Source organism: Rathayibacter sp. PhB179 (assembly GCF_004345345.1).
Lineage (GTDB): Bacteria > Actinomycetota > Actinomycetes > Actinomycetales > Microbacteriaceae > Rathayibacter > Rathayibacter festucae.
Genome location: NZ_SLVD01000005.1, coordinates 78,653 through 96,192 on the forward strand (window position 1 = coordinate 78,653; position 17,540 = coordinate 96,192).

Below are 17,540 nucleotides of genomic sequence, written 5' to 3' on the forward strand. Positions count from 1 at the left end.
CGACCAGCATGAAGGCGGCTGCGCGGCTGCTCGACCAGCATGAAGGGCCGCTGCGCGGGTGGTCGGACAGCAGGAGCCGAGGGGGCGGTGGCCCCGGGACGAGGAGGAGTGGACATGGAGCGGACCGGGAGGCTGGTGCTGCACGGCGCGCGGAAGGTCGACGCGGGCGGGACGGTCGAGGAGTTCTGGCTGGTCGCGGTCGACGGGGTGATCGTCGAGGTCGGGGCCGGGCGGGGCTGGGAGCGGGCGGCGGACGGTGCTCGGGTGCACGACGCGAGCGGGCTGACCGCGACTCCGGGGTTCGTCGATCTGCACGTGCACGGCGGGGCGGGCCGCAGCTTCGACGAGGGTGCGGACGGGATGCGGGCGGGGCTCGCGCTGCATCGCACGCACGGGACGACGCGCTCGCTGGTGAGCCTGGTGTCGGCTCCGCTCGCGCAGCTGGAGGCCTCGCTCGACGCGGTCGCCTCGCTGGCGGCGGAGGATCCGCTGGTCCTCGGCGCGCACCTGGAGGGGCCGTTCCTCGCGCCGTCGCGCTGCGGGGCGCACGACCCGGAGGCGCTGATCGCGCCGACGGCCGAGGCGGTCGAGCGGCTGCTCGGCGCGGCCCGCGGGAGTCTCCGGCAGATCACGATCGCTCCCGAGCTGCCGGGGGCCCTCGCGGCGATCGAGCGGCTCACCGAGGCGGGGGTCGTCGTCGCGGTGGGACACACGGAGGCGGACGCGGCGACGACGCGCGCGGCGATCGAGCGCGGGGCGCGGCTGGTCACCCACGCCTTCAACGCGATGCCGGGCATCGGGCACCGCGCGCCGGGGCCGATCCCGGTGGCGCTGGCCGACCATCGGGTGGTGCTGGAGCTGATCCTTGACGGCGAGCACGTGGACGCGGACGTCGCCCGGATCGCCTTCGCGTCGGCGCCCGGACGGATCGCGCTGGTCACCGACGCGATGGCGGCGGCGGGAGCGGGCGACGGTGCGCACCGGATCGGCCGGCTGCGCGTCGATGTGCGAGGCGGCGTCGCCCGGCTGGAGGGCACGGAGACACTCGCCGGCTCGACACTGACGCTCGACGCGGCGCTCCGGCGCGCGGCCGGGGCGGTCGGCCTGGGGCTCGAGGCAGCGGTCGGCGCGGTCACCGCGACTCCGGCGCGCGTGCTGGGAGCCGAGGGCGCGCTCGGCGCGCTCGCGGTGGGCCGGGCGGCGGACGTGGTGCTTCTGGACGACGCGCTGCAGGTGCGGGCCGTCTGGGCCGCCGGCGGGCCGATCGCGACGGCCTAGAGCCTCCGCAGGGCGAGGTGCAGGGGCGCGCCGTCCCGCAGGTCGACCGAGAGGGTGCGCGGGTCGATCTGGAGCGCTCCGGGCGTGCCCTCCTCGAGCTCGACGTCGATCGGCAGCCGCACGAGCACGCGCTCGCCGAGGCGTGCCGCCGCCGCGTCGAGGGGACTGCGGAGCAGGCACTCGACGGACTCCGGGCTCCAGGAGAGCGACTCGACCCGGAGGGCGCCGCGCAGGTGCAGGCCGGTGATCCGTCCCGCCGCCCAGCGGTCGGGCAGTGCGGGCAGCAGGTGCAGCGTCGTGCCGTCCGAGCGGGTGAGCATCTGCGCGACCAGGGCGGGCAGGCCGCCCGCGGCGTCGACGTTGAAGATCGCGTCGGCGTCGTGGGTGGGCATCATGTTCGGGCGCCAGTGCAGGCGGGCGAGCCAGTCGACGCACTGCAGTGCCGCCTCGGCGTCGCCGAGCGTGGCGGCGGCGACGCCGGCCTGCACGAGTCCGAACGCCATCTCCATCCGGCCGGGCGGGGCGGTCGGCTCCTCGGCGCGCCAGCGCAGCCGGGCGCGGACGGCCTCGAGGGCCGCGGCACCGAGCAGGGGATCGGCGGTCGCCGGGTCGCCCTCGTACCACCAGGGGTAGAAGTGCGAGGCGTGCCGGTGCTCCGGCCGGTCGGTGAGCGCCGGGTCCTGCCACTCCGCCAGCTGCCCGTCGGGGCTGATGCGGTAGCCGGGGAGCCGCGAGGCGAGCGCCTCCCACTCGGCGGCGGCACCGGGATCGCGGGGCGCGACCAGCCGCTCGATGCGCGCGGCGATCAGCAGCGCGTCCCGGACCATCGCGACCTCGGAGGTGGCGTCCCGGGTGATCGGGGTCCGCTGGTCGCCCGGGTGGTTCTCGGGGGAGTAGCCGGGAGAGACGTGCGCCGTCCCGTCCAGGTCGATCACCAGGGCGTGCCGGTAGCAGGCGACGACCTCGCGGGCGAAGGGCCGGGCCCAGCCGCGCAGGAACTCCTCATCGCCGGTGCTCGACCAGTGGTCCCAGGCGAGGCGGAGGATCCAGCCGCCGCCGCCGAGCCAGTACTGCAGCGGGTACTCGGCGGTGAAGTGGTTGGCGCGGCCGTGCCCGGAGATGCGGGTGGGCAGCAGGAAGCCGGGCGCGCCGAGGATCCGCTCGGCGTTGAGGCGGTAGTCGTCCTCGAACTCGGCGACGGCGGTGAAGAACGAGCGCAGCAGCTCGGGGGTGCCGGTGGTGCCGAGCGAGGCGACGCCGCCGTTCTGCACGTTCCCGTTGAGCGTGTAATCCGAGGACCAGGCCGGCGCCCAGGAGCCGGCCCAGACGCCCTGCAGGCTGGCGGGCAGCTCGCCGGTCGCCGCGATGATCGCGTGCCGGCCGGCGGCGAAGGCGCGCTCGACGAGCTCGTCGCTCGCCGCGGGGTCGGCGCGCACCTCCTCGATGCTGCGCGGGGTCGCGGCGCCGAGGGAGAAGGAGCAGGCGCCGACGAGCCGCTCGTGGGGGGTGGTCGCGGCGGGGTAGCGGGCGAGGACCGGCGGAGTGACGGGCGCGGGCGCGGTCGAGGTCACCGAGACCCGCAGCTCCAGCTCCAGCTCGCGGGCGCCGGAGACGCGCCAGGCGGGCCAGGTCGCGTCGCGCTCCCTCACGGCGGACTCCTGGCCCCGCAAGAGGCGCGCGACGACGAGGGCGGAGCGGAAGCCGGTCGCGCGGGGGTGCCGGGGCACGGTCTCGAGGGCGAGGGTCTCGCCGCCGTCGACCGCGCGGACGAGGGCGTGCTCGCGGTGGTCCCGCGGCGCGTCGGGGCCGAGGTCGGGCTCGGTCGGCTCGTCGGCCGGGGCGAGCCGGAGCAGGCCGGAGAAGGGCGAGTCCGCGTGCACCGAGACGAGGAGCCGGTCCGCCGCGCGGTCGGCCCGGACGTTGACCGTGAGTCCCGTCGGGAGGGTCACGGCGGCAGAGCCCGCCGCGTAGTCGACGGAGCGCTCGCGGGTGCCGACGGACGACCCGGTCGCCAGCTCGAGCCGGAGGACTCCCGCGGGCACCAGGGGGTCGGCGTCGAGGAGCGCGCCGTCGTGCCCCTCCTCGGCCCAGGCGCGGGTGTGCCACTCCTCGATCCGCTCCGCGTCGGCGTCGCTGACGGGCGCCCGGTCGAGCAGCGCGCGGATCGCCGGCAGCAGCGGGGCGAGCAGCGGCGGCCCGACCAGCGGGTCGACCGGCAGGCGGAGCCGCTCGTGCGAGAGCGAGACGACCGCGCCTCCGCCGTCTCCCTCGCCGTCGGGGCCCTCGTACAGCGCCGCACCGGTCGTCCCGGTGCCGACCATCAGCCCCGTCTCCCAGCCGGTGGCGGCGGTGCTGCCGTGGAAGCCTCCGGAGCCGGCCGTGCCGTGGTGAGAGCCGTCGGCGCTCATGGGGGTGCTCATCGGGGCGCGATCGCGAGTCGCAGGCGGCGCGGCTCGGCCGTGGAGCCGCCGAGCAGGATCCGGGTGCCGGCGATGCGGTCGGCGCCGCCGACGTACGTGAACATCTCGCCGTCGTCGAAGACCGGCGGCACGCCGTCCCCGGGTTCGGTGTCGATCGACAGCACGGCCGCGTCGGTGGCGACGGTCGCGTAGGTTCCGTCGAGCCACCAGCCGTCCTCGAGCGCCGCGGCGCCCGACACGAGTGCGTCGCCGTCGACGACGAGCTCCAGCGCGTAGCGCGTCTCGAGGCCGGTGAAGGAGACCCGCACGTCGATGCCCGTCTCGTCGACCTCGACCGCCACCTCCGTCCGCAGCTCGACGTCGAAGCGCTCGCGCCGGGCGAAGTCCATCACCGAGAAGAAGCGGCCCTCGCTGTCCGGGACGGCGGTGACCGCGGGCGCGCCGGCGCCCAGGGTGTCGTAGTAGCCGGAGACCCGCCGCTCGACGAGCACCGCGCCGCGCTCGGTCGGCTCGAGGGACTGCGGTCGGGCGCAGCCGAGCGAGAAGAACGCGGGCGAGACGCGCAGCGAGCGCAGGACCAGCCCATGCGCGCGCGCCCGGAGCAGGGTCGCGGAGTTGGCGAGGCCGGAGCCGATCCGGCCGGTGCTCGCGAAGTCGCTGCCGGCCGAGACGGACACGGAGAGCGCGCCCTCGCGGCGGCGGAGCAGCCGGCTGACCGGATAGCTGCGCGTGACCGAGCCGGGCGTCGTGGCCGGCTCGGGCAGGAGTCCGCCGATCTCCGGGCGGCGCAGCAGCTCGGCGAGGTGCCGCTCCGGCTCGCGCAGCGTCCGGCCGAGGATCTGCCCGACGATCCGGGCGGCATCGCCGTCAGCGTGCTCCAGCGCGAGCAGGCGGTAGGGCGAGAGCAGGTTCTCGACGTCGTAGGGGATGGTCTGGTCCTGGCGGCGGGAGTGCACGCACTCGATCTCGCCGTCGTCCTCGACCAGGCCGGCGATCGCGCGGAGGTTCCGCCGCACCGGCTCCAGCAGGGACGGCCGATCGAGGTCGTGCGCCAGCGTCAGCAGGCTCGGGTTCGTGACCTCGGTGGCGTAGACGGCGCTGCGCTCGCTGTACTGCCCGTCGGCGTCGATGTCGACGCCCTCGGCCAGCCAGGCGTAGGCGCGGTCGAGCAGCGCGGCGGCGAGGGCGCCGGACGCGCCGCCCGCCGAGCGCCCGCCGTGCACGTGGACCGCGAGGGCGGCGAGGGCGCTCGCCAGCTCCCAGCGGTGGTTCGGCGTGTGCACGCCGCCCGCCAGCATCGCGGGCGAGGCGGCGACCGCGACGGCGGCGAGACCGGCGCGCACCTGCTCGAACCCTGCGGGCCGGTACCGGTCGAGCAGCTCGACGCAGCCGCAGAGGTCGTTGATCGTGAACGCCGTGTCGGGCGGGGAGGCGAGATTGCCGCTGCTCGAGAACAGGCCGCTGTCGAGCTGCTGGGCGGCGAGGTGACGGAGGTAGGTCTCAGCCGCCTCCCGCGACTCCGGCCCTTTGTCGTCCTCCGCGATCGCCAGGGTGACCAGGGAGGTGATGGCGCGCATGGTCGGGCGCGGGCCGAGCCCGGTCAGCGGCTGCCGGGCGCGCGCGACGAACTCGTCGCCGCGCACGCGGGCGTCCGCGGTCAGCCGGGCGGCGTAGGGGGCGTCGTCGACGGTGATCACGGGGTCTCCACGGGGCAAGGATCGGAAGCGGGGGAAGGAACGGAAGCGGGGGAGAGGCGCAGGCTCACGACCTCGAACGGCCGCAGCTCGAGCGCGATCCGGCCGGGGTCGACGCCCAGCAGCGCCGTCCCCTCGGCGTCGCGGTCGAGCAGGTCGACCTCGCGGACGCCGCTGAGCGGATGCGCGACGACCAGCGCCGTGCGGACGCGCCCGCCCAGGGCCTCGTGCAGCCGCACGATCACGTCGCCGCTGCGGTCGGCGGCGAGCGTGACCGTGTCGACGACCACGGCCGGGTCCTCGACGACGACGAGCGCCTCCGGGATCGACCCGCCGAGGACGACGCGCGGCGCGGTGCTCGCGGCGAAGCCGGCCCGGACGGCGTCGGCGATGCCGGGCGCGACGGTGATCGTGCTGAGGAACGCGTGCTCGCCCTGGTCCGCCTCCGGATCGGGGAAGGTCGGCGCGCGCAGCAGGGACTGGCGGACGACGGTGCTGACGCGGCCGCCGTCGATCGTGCGCTGCACGTCGTAGCCGTAGACCGCGTCGGAGGCCACGGCGACGCCGAAGCCCGGCTCGCCGACGTGCAGCCAGCGGTGCGCGCAGATCTCGTACTTCGCCGCCTCCCAGCTGGTGTTGGTGTGCACGGGGCGGCGGACGTGGCCGAACTGCGTCTCGGCCGAGGAGTGCTCGGCGTGCACGTCGAGCGGGAAGGCGAGCTTGAGCAGCTTCCGCCGCTCGTGCCAGTCGACGACCGTGCGGATCCGGACCGCGGGCTCGCGCGGATCGAGGGCGATCGTCTGGGTCGCCGTGCTGCCGCCGCGCCCGAAGGTCCGGCGGACGACGACGCTCGCGCCGTCCTCGCCGAGCTCGACCGTGCCGTCGACGAGGTCGACGACGGTGTCGCGGTAGGCGGCGTCGAGGTCCCAGGCGTCCCACTGGTTCGGCTCGTCGCGGTGCAGCTGCAGCAGGTTCGCGACCCGCCCGGCGGGCAGCAGCTCGCGCCCGGAGTCGCGGTCGACGATGCTCGACAGCTGCCCGGTGGCGGTGACCACGACGACGAGGCGCGGCGACTCGAGGACGAAGCCCTCGCCCTCGGCGCGCACGGAGAGTCCCTCGGCGGCCGCCACGACAGCCTCCACCGCGGCCCCGCCCCGCGCCGGCACCCCGCCGACGACGACGGGCGCCGCGTTCAGCGCGATCCGCCGCTCGCCCGGCCCGACGAGCACCGCGAGCCGCTCGTCGATCATCCGCTCCAGGGCCGCCGTCACCTCGGCGTGCGTGCGCTCGGCCTCGCGGTGCACCCAGGCGATCGCGGTGCCGGGGAGGATGTCGTGGAACTGCAGGAGCAGCACCCGCCGCCAGAGCGCGTCGAGCTCGTCGAACGGGAACGGCACGCCGTACCGCAGGAACGCGACGCTCGCCCAGTGCTCCGCCTCGGCCAGCAGCCGCTCGTTGCGGCGGTTGCCCTGCTTGGTGCGGGCCTGCGAGGTGAGGATGCCGCGGTGGAACTCGAGGTACATCTCACCGGACCAGACCGGCGGGTCGGCGTACTCGGCCTCGGCGGCCGCGAAGAAGTCGTGCGCGGAGGAGAACTCGAGGCGCGGCGAGCCCTCGAGATCGGACTGCAGCCGAGCGAGCGCCATCATCTCGCGGGTCGGCCCGCCGCCGCCGTCGCCGTAGCCGAACGGCATCAGCGAGCGCGTCGCCCGCCCGTGCTCCTGGAAGTTGCGGACGATGCGCGCCAGCTCGGTCGGCCGCAGGTCGCCGCTGTAGGTGTTCGAGGGCGGGAAGTGGGTGAAGATCCGCGAGCCGTCGAGGCCCTCCCAGACGAAGGAGTGGTGCGGCATCGCATTGGTCTCGTTCCAGCACATCTTCTGCGTGAAGAACCAGCGCAGGCCCGCCTTCCGGAGCAGCTGCGGCAGCGCGGCCGGGTAGCCGAAGGAGTCCGGCAGCCAGCCGACCTCGCTGATCGCGCCGAACTCGTCCTGGAAGAACCGCGTGCCCTGCTGCAGCTGGCGCACCAGCGACTCGCCGGAGGGCAGGGTGACGTCGGACTCGACCCACATGTTGCCGACCGGGACGAAGCGGCCCTCGCGGACCCGCTCGACGATGCGGGCGAAGATCCCGGGGTGCTGCTCCTTCATCCAGGCGAACTGCTGGGCGGAGGAGCAGGTGAAGACGGCGTCCGGGTCGCGGTCCATCAGGTCGAGCACGTTGGAGAAGGTGCGCGCGCACTTGCGGACGGTCTCGCGGGTGGGCCAGAGCCAGGCGGAGTCGATGTGCGCGTGGCCGGTGGCCGAGATCCGGTGCGCGGAGTGCGCGGCCGGGGCGGCGAGCAGCGGCGCGATCACCGCGCGCGCGTCGGCGACGGTGCCGGCGAGGTCGTCGGGGTCGAGGGCGTTCAGGGCCCGGGTCAGCCCGGCGAGGATCTCGTGCCGGCGCGGTTCGGTGGACGGCAGCTCGTCGTGCAGCCCGCGCAGGACGCTGAGCTCGAGGCCGAGGCGCTCGGAGACGGTGTCGACGAGCACGAGCGAGAAGCGGCCCAGCCGGTAGAGCGGCTCGACGGGCGCGGTGGCGCGGTCGCCGAACGGGGTGGGCGAGAAGCCGCCCGGGCCGGCGAAGTCGTTCCCGCCGGTGAGGTCGGGGTTGGACGCGCCCTCCACCCAGACGAGGAACTCCTCGCCGGGGGCCGCGTCGAGCGGCACGTGGTGGTTGCGCGGCTCGAGGCCCTTGAGCACCCGGCCGTCCGCGGCGCGGGCCAGGCCCTCGCACTGGAAGCCGGGCTTGGCCCGGTCGAAGCCGAGGTCGAGCGAGAGCTCGATCCGGAACCGGTCGCCCGCGTCGCCCCGGCCCGTGTGGCCCCACCTCGCCGGCACCGTCCCGGTCACCCGGAACCAGGTGGTGTCCCAGGGGGCGCCCCACGGCGCTCCCGGCTCGATCGTCTCGTACGTGTTCCGCGGGTCGGTCGCGGTCTCGACGCCGACCGGCTCGCCGACCGCCGTCCACGCGGCGACGGCGAGCGGGATCCGCTCGGCCGTCACCGCGAGGGGGAGGCGCTCGGCGAGCAAGCGGTCGACGCGGGCGGCGGCCTTCAGGTCTTCGGGGCGCATCTCGTCGTGGTGCATCTCTAGTCGCGCAGCCCCGCATTGATGTCGGACCCGGTGATGTACTTCTGGAACACCAGGTAGATCGCCACCAGCGGCAGCATCGAGAGCACCGAGGCCGAGAGCAGGATCGCCCAGTCGATGTTCTGCGCGCCGATCAGCTGGCGCAGTGCGATCTGCAGGGTGAAGTTCTTCGGGTCGCTGAGGATGATCAGCGGGAAGATGTAGTCGTTCCAGCGCCACTGGAACGAGATGATCGACAGCGTCAGGATGATCGGCTTCGACAGCGGCAGCATGATCCGGAAGAAGATCGAGAGCTCGCGCGCCCCGTCGATCCGGGCGGCGTCGAGCAGCTCGTCCGGCACCGTGATGAAGAACTGCCGGAACATGAAGACGCCGGTCGGGGTGAGGATCGACGGCATGATGATGCCCATCAGCGTGTTGTACATGCCGAGGTCGCGCACCACGGTGAAGACCGGGTTGAGGATGACCTCGCCGGGCAGCATCGTCGTCGCGAGGATGCAGAGCGCCAGCACGCTCAGCCACGGCGACTTGTACTTGGCCAGGGCGTAGCCGGTCGTCGCGCTGAAGAAGACGGTGAGCAGCGTGGTCAGCGTCGCGACCACGAAGGTGTTCGAGAAGTAGCGGACGAAGTCGACCCGCTCCAGCGCGCGCTGGTAGCCGTCCAGGGTCCACTCGCGCGGCAGCAGCGAGAGCGGGTAGGTGAAGAGGTCGCCGCCGCCCTTGAAGGAGCTGAGCAGGAACCAGAGCAGCGGGAAGAGCGTGAGGATCGCGATCGCCCAGAGCATCGCGGTCGGGCCGATCGAGCGGCGGAACTCGCCGGTCTTCTTCCGGGTCATCGGCGCGGGGGCGGCCGGCGTGCGCTTCGCGCGGGTGGTGCGGGCGGGGGCGGGGGTCGTGGTCACCATGCCTGGCTCCTCTTGCTGATGGCGAGCTGGACGGCGGCGATGATCAGCAGGATCACCAGCAGCACCATCGAGGCGGCGCTGGCGTAGCCGACGTTCGACTGCGCGAATCCGGTCTGGAAGATGTACTGGACGATGAGCTGGTTCTCGGTGCCCGGGCCGCCGTTGTTGAGGGCCTGGATCATCGCGAACTCCTTCATGTGCCCGAGCGTCGAGAGCAGGACCACGAGCAGCGTGGTCGGCGCGATGCCGGGGAGGGTGATCGAGACGAAGCGCTGCCAGGGGTTCGCGCCGTCGAGCTCGGCCGCCTCGTAGTGCGAGGTCGGCACGTTGTTGAGCGCCGCGATGAACAGCAGCATGTTGAAGGCCGCGCCGCCCCACGCGGAGGCGAGGATCACGACGAAGAGCGAGAGGTCGGCGTTCGAGGACCACGGCACGGCGCCGCCGCCGAGCGAGGTGATGGCGAAGTTGACGAAGCCGAAGCTCTCGCCGAACATCCAGCGCCAGATGACGCCCGCGACGATGGGGGAGACCAGCCAGGGCAGGAAGAAGATGATGCGGGCGCCGATCTTGCCCTTGGCCCGCGCGTTGTTCAGCGCGACGGCCATCAGCAGCGAGAGGCCGCAGGCGAACGGCACCGAGAACAGCGCGTAGACGAGCGTGCGGCCGACCGCGGCGTAGAAGACCGGGTCCTGCGCGAGCGCCGTGTAGTTGTCGAGCCCGACGAACTCGATGTCGCCGAAGCCCCGGTAGGAGGTGAAGGAGTACATCACGCCGAGGGCGCCGGGCCAGACGAAGAAGAGGGCGAAGAGGATCGCGACGCCGACCGTCAGCAGCACGGTGCTGACGACGTAGCGGGGGCGGCGCACGGGGCGCTGGCGCGAGCCCTTCGATCCGCGACCTGCGCCGGGGACCGTGAGGACCGCCTCCGGTGGTGAGGACGGAGTGACGAGCGGCTGGACGGTCATGATGCTCTCCTGATCGGGTGATCCTGCGAGGGGGAGGGCGGTGCGGGGAGAGGACCCCGCACCGCCCGGGGGGACCTACTCGCCGAGAGCGGCCTGGGTCGTCGACAGGATGTTGTCGATGGTCTCGTCGACGCTCTGCTGGTCGTTGAGGTACTTGATCGTCTCGTCCTTGAGCGGCTCCGACTGGAGGAACTTGCCCTCGTAGCCGCCGATCAGCTGGTCGACGGTCTGCAGCGAGGAGACGGCGGGCGAGGCCGCGATCTCGGCGTTGTAGAGCGCGAACGCGTCCTGGTTGGCCGGGTAGTTCATCTCGAGACCGGTGACGGCGGGCAGGCAGCCGGCGATCTCGCAGTACGCGGAGTACTGCTCAGGCTGGTAGAGCCAGTCGATGAACTTCTGGGCCTCCTCCTCCTGGCCGGTGCCGTCGAAGGCGACGATCCACGAGGCGGCGCCGTAGTTGGTCGCCTTGACGGGCTGCTGCGGGGTCGGCACCGAGGCCCACTCGAACTCGGTGATGTTCGACTGGAAGTCCGCGATCTGCCAGACGCCGGAGTAGTAGGAGACGACCTGGCCGCTCTTGAAGGTCGCGCTGGCGTCCTCGCCCGCGGTCCAGACCGACTTGGGCATGAAGCCGTCGTCGTTGAGCTTCTTGAAGTACTCCAGCGCCGTCTTGGTCTCGGCGTTGGCGGTGAAGGTGCCGCCGTCGTCGACGATGCCCTCGCTGCCGAACTCGTAGAGGAAGGAGCGGAGGCGGTGCGCGGAGTTGTCCATCACCATGCCGTACTGCGCGCCGGTGGCCGCCTGGACCTCCTCGGACTTGGCGACGAACTCGTCCCAGGTCCAGCTCTGCGTCGCGTCGGTGGGGTACGAGACGCCCGCCTCGTCGAAGAGCGACTTGTTGATGAACATGCCGACCGAGGTGAGGCTGGTGGGCAGCGCCTTGACCTTGCCGTCCTCGGGGTCCGGCACGGCGAGCAGCGGCAGGATGTCCTGGTCCTCGGCGATCTGCGAGAGATCGAGGATCTGGTCCTTCCACAGCGGGTCGACGTTGGCGGCCGCAGCGAGGGCCGGCAGGTCGTTCGCCTGGGCGCTGTTGCGCAGGCGGGTCGTCAGGTCGTCGCCCGGGACGTCCACGATCTCGACCTCGACACCGGTCTGCTCCTGGTAGAGATCGGCCATCTTCTGGTAGCCGCCGCCCTGGGTGCCGTCGCCGGAGAGGACGAACTGGAGGGGCTCGGAGGCGCCGGCTCCGGAGGAGCCGTTCGCGCACCCGGCGAGAGAAGCGATCAGCACTCCCGTGCCGAGGAGCGCCAGGGTGGCGCGTGCTGTCTTCTTCAACGGAACACCTTTCATGTGTCTGTCAGTCGACGAGGCGCGGGCGCTTCGTCGTCGAGGCGGTAGTGCTTTCTTATCAATACGAGACATATAGGTCAACAGATATCTCCGAGGCGCGTGAAGTCGTGATCGGGCCGTAACTCGCGGAAACAGCGCCGTAACGCGGAGGTGTGCGAGGGGCCGCATCCCGCGCCAGCCGCCTTGTCCCCCGGGCCGAGAGGTGCTTTCATGCCACTGTGACGAATAAACCTCCCCGAGCCGCAGCCCACCTCGTCGGTGTCGACGTGGGCGGGACCAAGACGCACGTCCGCCTGCTCGACACGGCCGGCGCGGAGGAGGACCTGGTCCTCCCCTCGAGCGCCTGGCGCTCGGGCGAGCTCTTCGCCGACCCCGAGAACCTGCCGCGTCTGGCCGGCGTCCTGCTGCGCCTGCGCCCGCTCGCCGGGGACGCCGTGGTGGTCCTCGGCGTGCACGGCTGCGACACCCCCGGGCAGATGCGCGAGGCGACGGCGACTCTGTCGCTGCACCTCGGCCGCGCGGTGACGGTCGTCAACGACGCCGAGTTGCTCGGCTTCGCGGAGCAGGAGGAGCCGAGCATCCAGATGATCGTCGGCACCGGCGCCGTGATCTGCGGAACGACCGCCGACGGCACGCGGATCACGGTCGACGGCCACGGCTGGCCGCTCGGCGACCGGGGCAGCGCGCACGACCTGGTGTCGACGGCGCTGCGCGAGACGCTGGTGGCCTGCGACCGCGGCATCGCCTCCGACGGCGGGGCGCCGGACCCGCTGATCGGCGCCGTCCTCACCGCCTTCGGCGCGAGCGACGCGGCCACCCTCGCCGCCGAGGCGACGCGCATCGCGGGCGGCGCGGCCTGGGGGGCGTTCGCCCCGCTCGTCTTCGAGCAGGCGGCCTCGGGCTCGTCGCTCGCCGAGCGCATCCTGGAGGACGCCGCCCGTGCGCTCGCGGCGGGCGTCGCCTCGCTCGTGCGCCGCGGCGCGATCGGCTCGCTCGTCGTCGCGGGCGGCGGCGTGATCGTGAACCAGCCCGCCTATGAGCGGCGGATCCGCGAGCGGCTGGCCGAGGAGGCCCCGCAGCTCGGCTTCGTCGTCGTGCGGCGCCCGCCGGTGGTCGGCGCGATGGCGCACGCCCACGCCCTGGCGGCCGCCGAGCGCACGCTCTCGGAGGTGGCCTCGTGACCATCATCGGTCCGACGACGGGCAGGACGGGCTTCGCCCCGGGGACCTCGGTCCGCGTCGTCGACTCCTTCGCCGAGGCCTCGCGCGCCGCGGCCGACCTGGTCGCCGCGCGGGTCCTCGCCGACCCGCGCGCGGTGCTCGGCGTCGCGACCGGCTCGACGCCCTCGCTGCTCTACCGCGAGCTCGCCGGCCGGGTCGCGGCGGGCCGGCTCGACTTCACCGGGGTGAGCGCCTTCGCGCTCGACGAGTACGTGGGGATCGACCCCGGGCATCCCGAGAGCTACCGCGCGGTCCTCGACCGCGAGGTGCGCGTGCCGCTCGGCGTGGGCGCCGTGCACGTCCCGGACGGCACTCGCGCGGACGGCGAGCAGGCGGGCCGGGACTACGACGCCGCGATCCGGGCGGCCGGTGGCGTCGAGCTGCAGATCCTCGGCATCGGCGGCAACGGCCACATCGGCTTCAACGAGCCCGGCACCCCGCACGACGTCGGCACTCACGTCGTACGGCTCGAGCGCAGCACCCGGGAGGCGAACGCGCGGTTCTTCGACGGGCGGATCGATCTGGTCCCGGAGTCGGCGATCACGCAGGGGATCGCGACGATCCTCGCCGCGCGCTCGCTGGTGCTGCTCGCTTCGGGCGCGGCCAAGGCGGACGCCGTCGCGCGCTCGCTGCTCGGCCCGGTCGACGTCGACTGCCCGGCCTCGGCGCTCCAGGGCCATCCGGACGTCACGGTGCTGCTCGACCGCGAGGCGGCCGCGGTGCTGGAGCGGGAGCTCGGCTGAACCGGGCCCTCAGCTGAGGTAGGTCGCCGTGCGCGAGCGGGCGATGATCAGCTGCGCGACGCCGACCAGCGCGGCATCGGCGCCCAGCTCGGCGGTGACGATGCGCGGCGGGATGGTGATCCGGCCGACGAGGCGACGGGTCACCTCCTGCACCGCGTACTCGGGCTGGCGCGAGAGGTGGCCGGCCAGCACGATCAGCTCGGGATCGAGCACCGTGCAGAGCGCGATGCAGGACAGGCCGATGTAGTCGAAGATCTCGCCCGCCGGTGCGAGGGCCCCCTCGTCGCCCGCCGAGGCCGCGTCGAGCAGGGCCTCGAGCGGGTTCGTCGCGTCCGCCGCGTGCTCGCGCGCGTAGCTCCGGGAGATCCCGGCGATCCGCGACTCCAGGTCGCCCTGGGTCGTGTACGGCCGCTCCAGGTGCGAGCGCTCGGTGACCAGGTAGCCGATCTCTCCCGCGGCCGAGCGCGAGCCGCGCAGCAGCGCGCCGTCGTGCACGATGCCGGCGCCGACTCCGACGCCGAGGACGTAGGTGGCCAGGCTCTGCGCGCCGCGGCCGGCGCCGCGGGACCACTCGCCGAAGCCGATGGCGTTCGCGTCGTTCTCGACCAGCACCGGCACGCCGACGCGGGCCTTGAGGATGCTGCCGAGCATGACGTCGCTCCAGCCGAGCTCGATCGTGTTGGTGACCCGGCCCTCCGGACCGTGCACGATGCCCGGGATGGTGACGCCGACGCCGGCGCAGGGCTTGCGGATCCGCTTCGACGCGGCCATCAGGAGGTCGACCGTCTCGATGGTGCCGGCGAGGCGGCGGTCCGCGTCGGAGCCGTCGCCGGAGAGGTCGAAGGCGAGGACCTCGTCGCGCACGGTCTTGCCGTCGAAGTCGACGAGGCGGCCGTGCGCCTGCGTCTCGGAGACCTCGATCGCGGCGACCACCCGGGCGTCGCCGGCGTAGCGGTAGAGCGAGGACGGCCGGCCGCCGGAGGAGCGCTCGCGGCCGTCGAGGACGATGACGCCCTCGCCGAGCAGCGCTGAGCAGAGCCGCTCGACGGTCGCCGGGCTGAGGCCGGTGTGGCGCGCGATGGCGCTGCGGGAGGAGGGGCCGTGCAGGCGGAGGGCGTCGACGATCGCCGTCCGGTTGATCTCGGTGACGACGCGGGTCGTCGCGGTGCGCGGAACCTTCATCCGACCCTCCCTCGCGGAGTTTCCCAGCATAGTGATGCGGATCGGCGCGCTCCTGCGCGGTGCGGTCAGCGCCGGTGCCACCACCGGCGGCGCGGCTGTATGGGATGCTGCGCCTTGGCGGCTGCGAACCGCGCGTTCCGGCGCTCGGTCCAGGCGGCGACCTCCGCGTCGACGTCGCGGAGCGGCGTGACCACCGGCGGGCCGCCGAGCAGCTGCCGGCGCGCTTCGACGACCCGCTTGTTGAAGTCGGCGAGCACTGCGCGCACCTCGGACTCGCGGATCAGGAGGTCGAGCTGCTCGTCCAGCCGCCGGTCCTCGGCGCGGAGGAGGAAGGCGGCGGGACCGATGCCGGTGAGGTTCTCGCGCTCGATCTTGCGGCGGATCCACCAGTCCGGGTCGTGGTGCTCGCCGAGCCCCTCGAGCGGCTTGCCGGCGCCCGGCAGGCCGTCGAACTCGCCGCGGCGGATCGCCTGCTGGATCGACGTCTCGATGAACGCGGCGCGGTCCTCGGGGTTCTCGGGGAGGGAGCCGGTGCGTTCGTCGCCGGTCTCGGGGCGGCCGCCAGTCGCGCGCTCCGCGGCGTACCGGGCGGCGCGATCCCTGGCTTCGGACATGGGGCCTCCTCTTCCTCCAGGCTAGAAGACCCCCGCCGAGGAGGGGTACCGTGCGGTGGCATGCGCGACCTCGTCTACTACATCGCCACCTCGCTCGACGGCTTCCTCGCGGATCCGGCGGGGGACGTCTCCGCGTTCCCGACCGCGCCGGAGACCCTCGCCGACCTGTTCGAGCGCTACCCGGAGACCTGCCCGGCGCACCTGCGCGCGGCGCTCGGGGTCACGGCGTCGCCGCGCCGGTTCGACACCGTGCTGCTCGGCCGCCGCACGCACGCTCCCGCGGTCGACGCGGGCCTCGTCGACGGTGCGTACCCGCACCTGCGCCAGATCGTGGTGACCCACGGCGAACTGCCCGCCTCCGACCGGGTGGAGACGATGGCGGGCGACGTGCGCGCGCAGGTCGCGGCGCTCAAGCGGGAGCCCGGGCGCGACGTCTGGCTCTGCGGCGGCGGCGACCTCGCCGCGCAGCTGATCGAGGAGATCGACGAGATCCAGGTGAAGATCTCGCCGGTGCTGCTGGGCGCGGAGGTTCCGCTCTTCGGCGGGCTCCTGCAGCCGGTGGCGCTCGAGGCCGTCGACCTGCGCGCGCTGCCCGGCGGAGTGGCGCTGGCGACCTACCGCAGGCGCGACGGCGGTCAGTTGTAGGACCGCACCGACACGTTCTGGCCGAGGGCCGTCCAGTCGAGACCGGGGGAGTCCTCCGGCTCGACGCCGTCGGGATGCACCTGCACCACCACCGAGGTGCGCTGCGACACCTCCAGGTCGCCGCCTCCGCCGCAGCCGCTCACGGGCCCGTCGTCGCCGTCGATGATCACGCAGTGGTCGTCACCGCGGATCGACGAGCCGAGATAGACGTCGACGCCCTCGGCTGTGCCGACGAAGCGCACGGAGTCCGGTTCGATCTGCTCGCCCACGTCGCCGAGATCCGGCAGCACATCGCGGTCGTCCCGCGTCCGGTCGAAGTCCGAGTAGGGCGTCGGTCCCGCGCACCCCGCGAGCAGCGGCAGGGCGAGCAGCGCGATCGCGGCGGCGGTGGCTCTGTGCGGGTGGTTCCGTGGCATCGCGTCCCCCTCGTGCTCCGGTGTGCTCACCCTAGGCGGCTTCGAGGGGCGTGGACGGGAAGCGGAGCGGCTCCGGCTCGCGAAAGCGCGTCGGGCTCGTCGGAACGGCCGGTTTCAGCGAGCCGGGGCCGGATTCACGAGCCGAAGGTGGGCGTGCCGGTTCACGGGCCGCCGAGCCAGTGGTCGATGCGGTGGTGGTCGGGGGTGAAGCCGTGCTCGACGCCCCAGAGGACGGCCTGGGTGCGGCTGGAGGCGCCGATCTTGCCGTAGACGCTGCGGATGTAGGACTTGACCGTGTTGGGGCTGAGGTAGGTGAGGGCGGCGACGTCGGCGTTGCTCTTGCCCTGGGTGATCAGGGCGAGGATCTCGGACTCGCGGTCGGTGATGCCCTCGTGGCGGCCGGGCCAGTCGAGGCCGGGGGCGGTGCCGGCGCGGCGGGGCGGCTCGCTGACGACGAGCTCGCCGGAGCGCACGGCCTCGAGGGCGGCGACGAGCTCGCGGGCGGGCAGGGTCTTGGAGAGGTAGCCGCGCACGCCCTGGTCGAGGGCGTCGGCGACGAGGTCGGGGTGGAAGTTCCAGGTGTAGACGACGACGTGCTCGGCGCGCGGGTTGCGGACGAGGTCGGCGAGCTCCTGCAGGTCCGACTCCGGCTGGGCGAACGAGTCGTAGAGCACGATGTCGATCCGGTCGGAGAGCGCGGCGTTCGCGTCGATCTCGGCGACGACGACGCGGTCGCGGTAGTGGTCGAACATGTGCGCGAGGCCCTTGAGGACGACGTCGTAGTCGTCGACCAGGGCGACGGTCAGGGGCGCCGGCATGCTCTGTCCATCCACGGACCGTACCGCGCGACCGGGCTCCGTGACTACACCCCCAGGGGTGTACCGGCCACCCCTTCGCGACTGCTTGGGTTGCCCATCGGCTCAGCGACCGCAGAGCCCCACCGCACGGTCCGCCGTGCTCGACAGGAAGGTGAC

14 protein-coding genes are annotated in these 17,540 nt (G+C 73.5%); 4 read left to right on the forward strand and 10 right to left on the reverse strand.

The genetic code is table 11. From position 1 onward, the window contains the following. The first annotated feature begins 114 nt into the window (after positions 1–114). Positions 115–1,278 (forward strand): amidohydrolase family protein, encoded by a 1,164-nt coding sequence (locus tag EDF43_RS11770; RefSeq protein WP_132437067.1) that lies wholly within the window; start codon positions 115–117, stop codon positions 1,276–1,278. Here the strand turns inward: EDF43_RS11770 and EDF43_RS21810 are convergent. The 6 genes from EDF43_RS21810 to EDF43_RS11800 form a co-directional block, all read right to left on the reverse strand. Continuing rightward, positions 1,275–3,686 (reverse strand): glycoside hydrolase family 95-like protein, encoded by a 2,412-nt coding sequence (locus EDF43_RS21810; protein WP_165909085.1) that lies wholly within the window; start codon positions 3,684–3,686, stop codon positions 1,275–1,277. The two genes, EDF43_RS11770 and EDF43_RS21810, sit on opposite strands and share 4 nt — an antisense overlap. A gap of 8 nt (positions 3,687–3,694) precedes the next feature. Next, the gene (locus tag EDF43_RS21815) at positions 3,695–5,395 is read right to left on the reverse strand and encodes a hypothetical protein (protein ID WP_165909086.1); all 1,701 of its coding nucleotides are present in this window, start codon (positions 5,393–5,395) and stop codon (positions 3,695–3,697) included. After that, positions 5,392–8,505 (reverse strand): glycoside hydrolase family 38 C-terminal domain-containing protein, encoded by a 3,114-nt coding sequence (locus EDF43_RS11785; protein ID WP_132437068.1) that lies wholly within the window; start codon positions 8,503–8,505, stop codon positions 5,392–5,394. The genes EDF43_RS21815 and EDF43_RS11785 overlap by 4 nt, the downstream gene beginning before the upstream one ends. 17 nt (positions 8,506–8,522) lie before the next feature. Continuing rightward, entirely contained in the window at positions 8,523–9,428 is a 906-nt protein-coding gene (locus EDF43_RS11790; protein WP_243599206.1) for a carbohydrate ABC transporter permease, read from the reverse strand. Beyond that, positions 9,422–10,393 carry a sugar ABC transporter permease gene (locus tag EDF43_RS11795; RefSeq protein WP_132437069.1) on the reverse strand — a complete coding sequence of 324 codons (972 nt, stop codon included), beginning with the start codon at positions 10,391–10,393 and terminating at the stop codon, positions 9,422–9,424. The genes EDF43_RS11790 and EDF43_RS11795 overlap by 7 nt, the downstream gene beginning before the upstream one ends. Positions 10,394–10,468: 75 nt before the next feature. After that, entirely contained in the window at positions 10,469–11,731 is a 1,263-nt protein-coding gene (locus EDF43_RS11800; protein WP_243646291.1) for an extracellular solute-binding protein, read from the reverse strand. Positions 11,732–12,012: 281 nt separating this feature from the next. Here EDF43_RS11800 and EDF43_RS11805 point away from each other — a divergent pair, with 281 nt between their 5' ends. Then, on the forward strand, positions 12,013–12,927 hold the full coding sequence (locus tag EDF43_RS11805; RefSeq protein ID WP_165932476.1) for a BadF/BadG/BcrA/BcrD ATPase family protein: 915 nt from the start codon (positions 12,013–12,015) through the stop codon (positions 12,925–12,927). Next, positions 12,924–13,709, forward strand: coding sequence for a glucosamine-6-phosphate deaminase (locus tag EDF43_RS11810; RefSeq protein WP_243646292.1), 786 nt, complete (start codon positions 12,924–12,926; stop codon positions 13,707–13,709). The genes EDF43_RS11805 and EDF43_RS11810 overlap by 4 nt, the downstream gene beginning before the upstream one ends. Before the next feature lie 9 nt (positions 13,710–13,718). On the opposite strand, the gene EDF43_RS11815 is transcribed toward EDF43_RS11810, so the two are convergent. Both EDF43_RS11815 and EDF43_RS11820 read right to left on the reverse strand, forming a co-directional pair. Continuing rightward, positions 13,719–14,891, reverse strand: coding sequence for an ROK family transcriptional regulator (locus tag EDF43_RS11815; RefSeq protein ID WP_165909088.1), 1,173 nt, complete (start codon positions 14,889–14,891; stop codon positions 13,719–13,721). Between the two features lie 65 nt (positions 14,892–14,956). Further along, on the reverse strand, positions 14,957–15,505 hold the full coding sequence (locus tag EDF43_RS11820; protein WP_132437073.1) for a DUF1992 domain-containing protein: 549 nt from the start codon (positions 15,503–15,505) through the stop codon (positions 14,957–14,959). Positions 15,506–15,565: 60 nt separating this feature from the next. Here EDF43_RS11820 and EDF43_RS11825 point away from each other — a divergent pair, with 60 nt between their 5' ends. Next, on the forward strand, positions 15,566–16,150 hold the full coding sequence (locus tag EDF43_RS11825; protein WP_132437074.1) for a dihydrofolate reductase family protein: 585 nt from the start codon (positions 15,566–15,568) through the stop codon (positions 16,148–16,150). Here the strand turns inward: EDF43_RS11825 and EDF43_RS11830 are convergent. Then, the gene (locus EDF43_RS11830) at positions 16,141–16,566 is read right to left on the reverse strand and encodes a hypothetical protein (RefSeq protein ID WP_132437075.1); all 426 of its coding nucleotides are present in this window, start codon (positions 16,564–16,566) and stop codon (positions 16,141–16,143) included. The genes EDF43_RS11825 and EDF43_RS11830 overlap by 10 nt on opposite strands. A gap of 161 nt (positions 16,567–16,727) precedes the next feature. Further along, a complete protein-coding gene (locus tag EDF43_RS11835; protein WP_123445882.1) occupies positions 16,728–17,384 on the reverse strand; it encodes a response regulator transcription factor in 657 nt (218 codons plus the stop codon). Positions 17,385–17,540: the final 156 nt, after the last annotated feature.

Excerpts from the sequence above, each read along its gene's own strand:
- EDF43_RS11835 (WP_123445882.1), bottom strand. The coding sequence starts at position 17,384 with ATGCCGGCGCCCCTGACCGTCGCCCTGGTCGACGACTACGACGTCGTC.
- EDF43_RS11795 (WP_132437069.1), bottom strand. The coding sequence starts at position 10,393 with ATGACCGTCCAGCCGCTCGTCACTCCGTCCTCACCACCGGAGGCGGTC.
- EDF43_RS11770 (WP_132437067.1), top strand. The coding sequence starts at position 115 with ATGGAGCGGACCGGGAGGCTGGTGCTGCACGGCGCGCGGAAGGTCGAC.
- EDF43_RS11785 (WP_132437068.1), bottom strand. The coding sequence starts at position 8,505 with ATGCGCCCCGAAGACCTGAAGGCCGCCGCCCGCGTCGACCGCTTGCTC.
- EDF43_RS11825 (WP_132437074.1), top strand. The coding sequence starts at position 15,566 with ATGCGCGACCTCGTCTACTACATCGCCACCTCGCTCGACGGCTTCCTC.
- EDF43_RS21810 (WP_165909085.1), bottom strand. The coding sequence starts at position 3,686 with ATGAGCGCCGACGGCTCTCACCACGGCACGGCCGGCTCCGGAGGCTTC.
- EDF43_RS11790 (WP_243599206.1), bottom strand. The coding sequence starts at position 9,428 with ATGGTGACCACGACCCCCGCCCCCGCCCGCACCACCCGCGCGAAGCGC.
- EDF43_RS11830 (WP_132437075.1), bottom strand. The coding sequence starts at position 16,566 with ATGCCACGGAACCACCCGCACAGAGCCACCGCCGCCGCGATCGCGCTG.
- EDF43_RS11815 (WP_165909088.1), bottom strand. The coding sequence starts at position 14,891 with ATGAAGGTTCCGCGCACCGCGACGACCCGCGTCGTCACCGAGATCAAC.
- EDF43_RS11820 (WP_132437073.1), bottom strand. The coding sequence starts at position 15,505 with ATGTCCGAAGCCAGGGATCGCGCCGCCCGGTACGCCGCGGAGCGCGCG.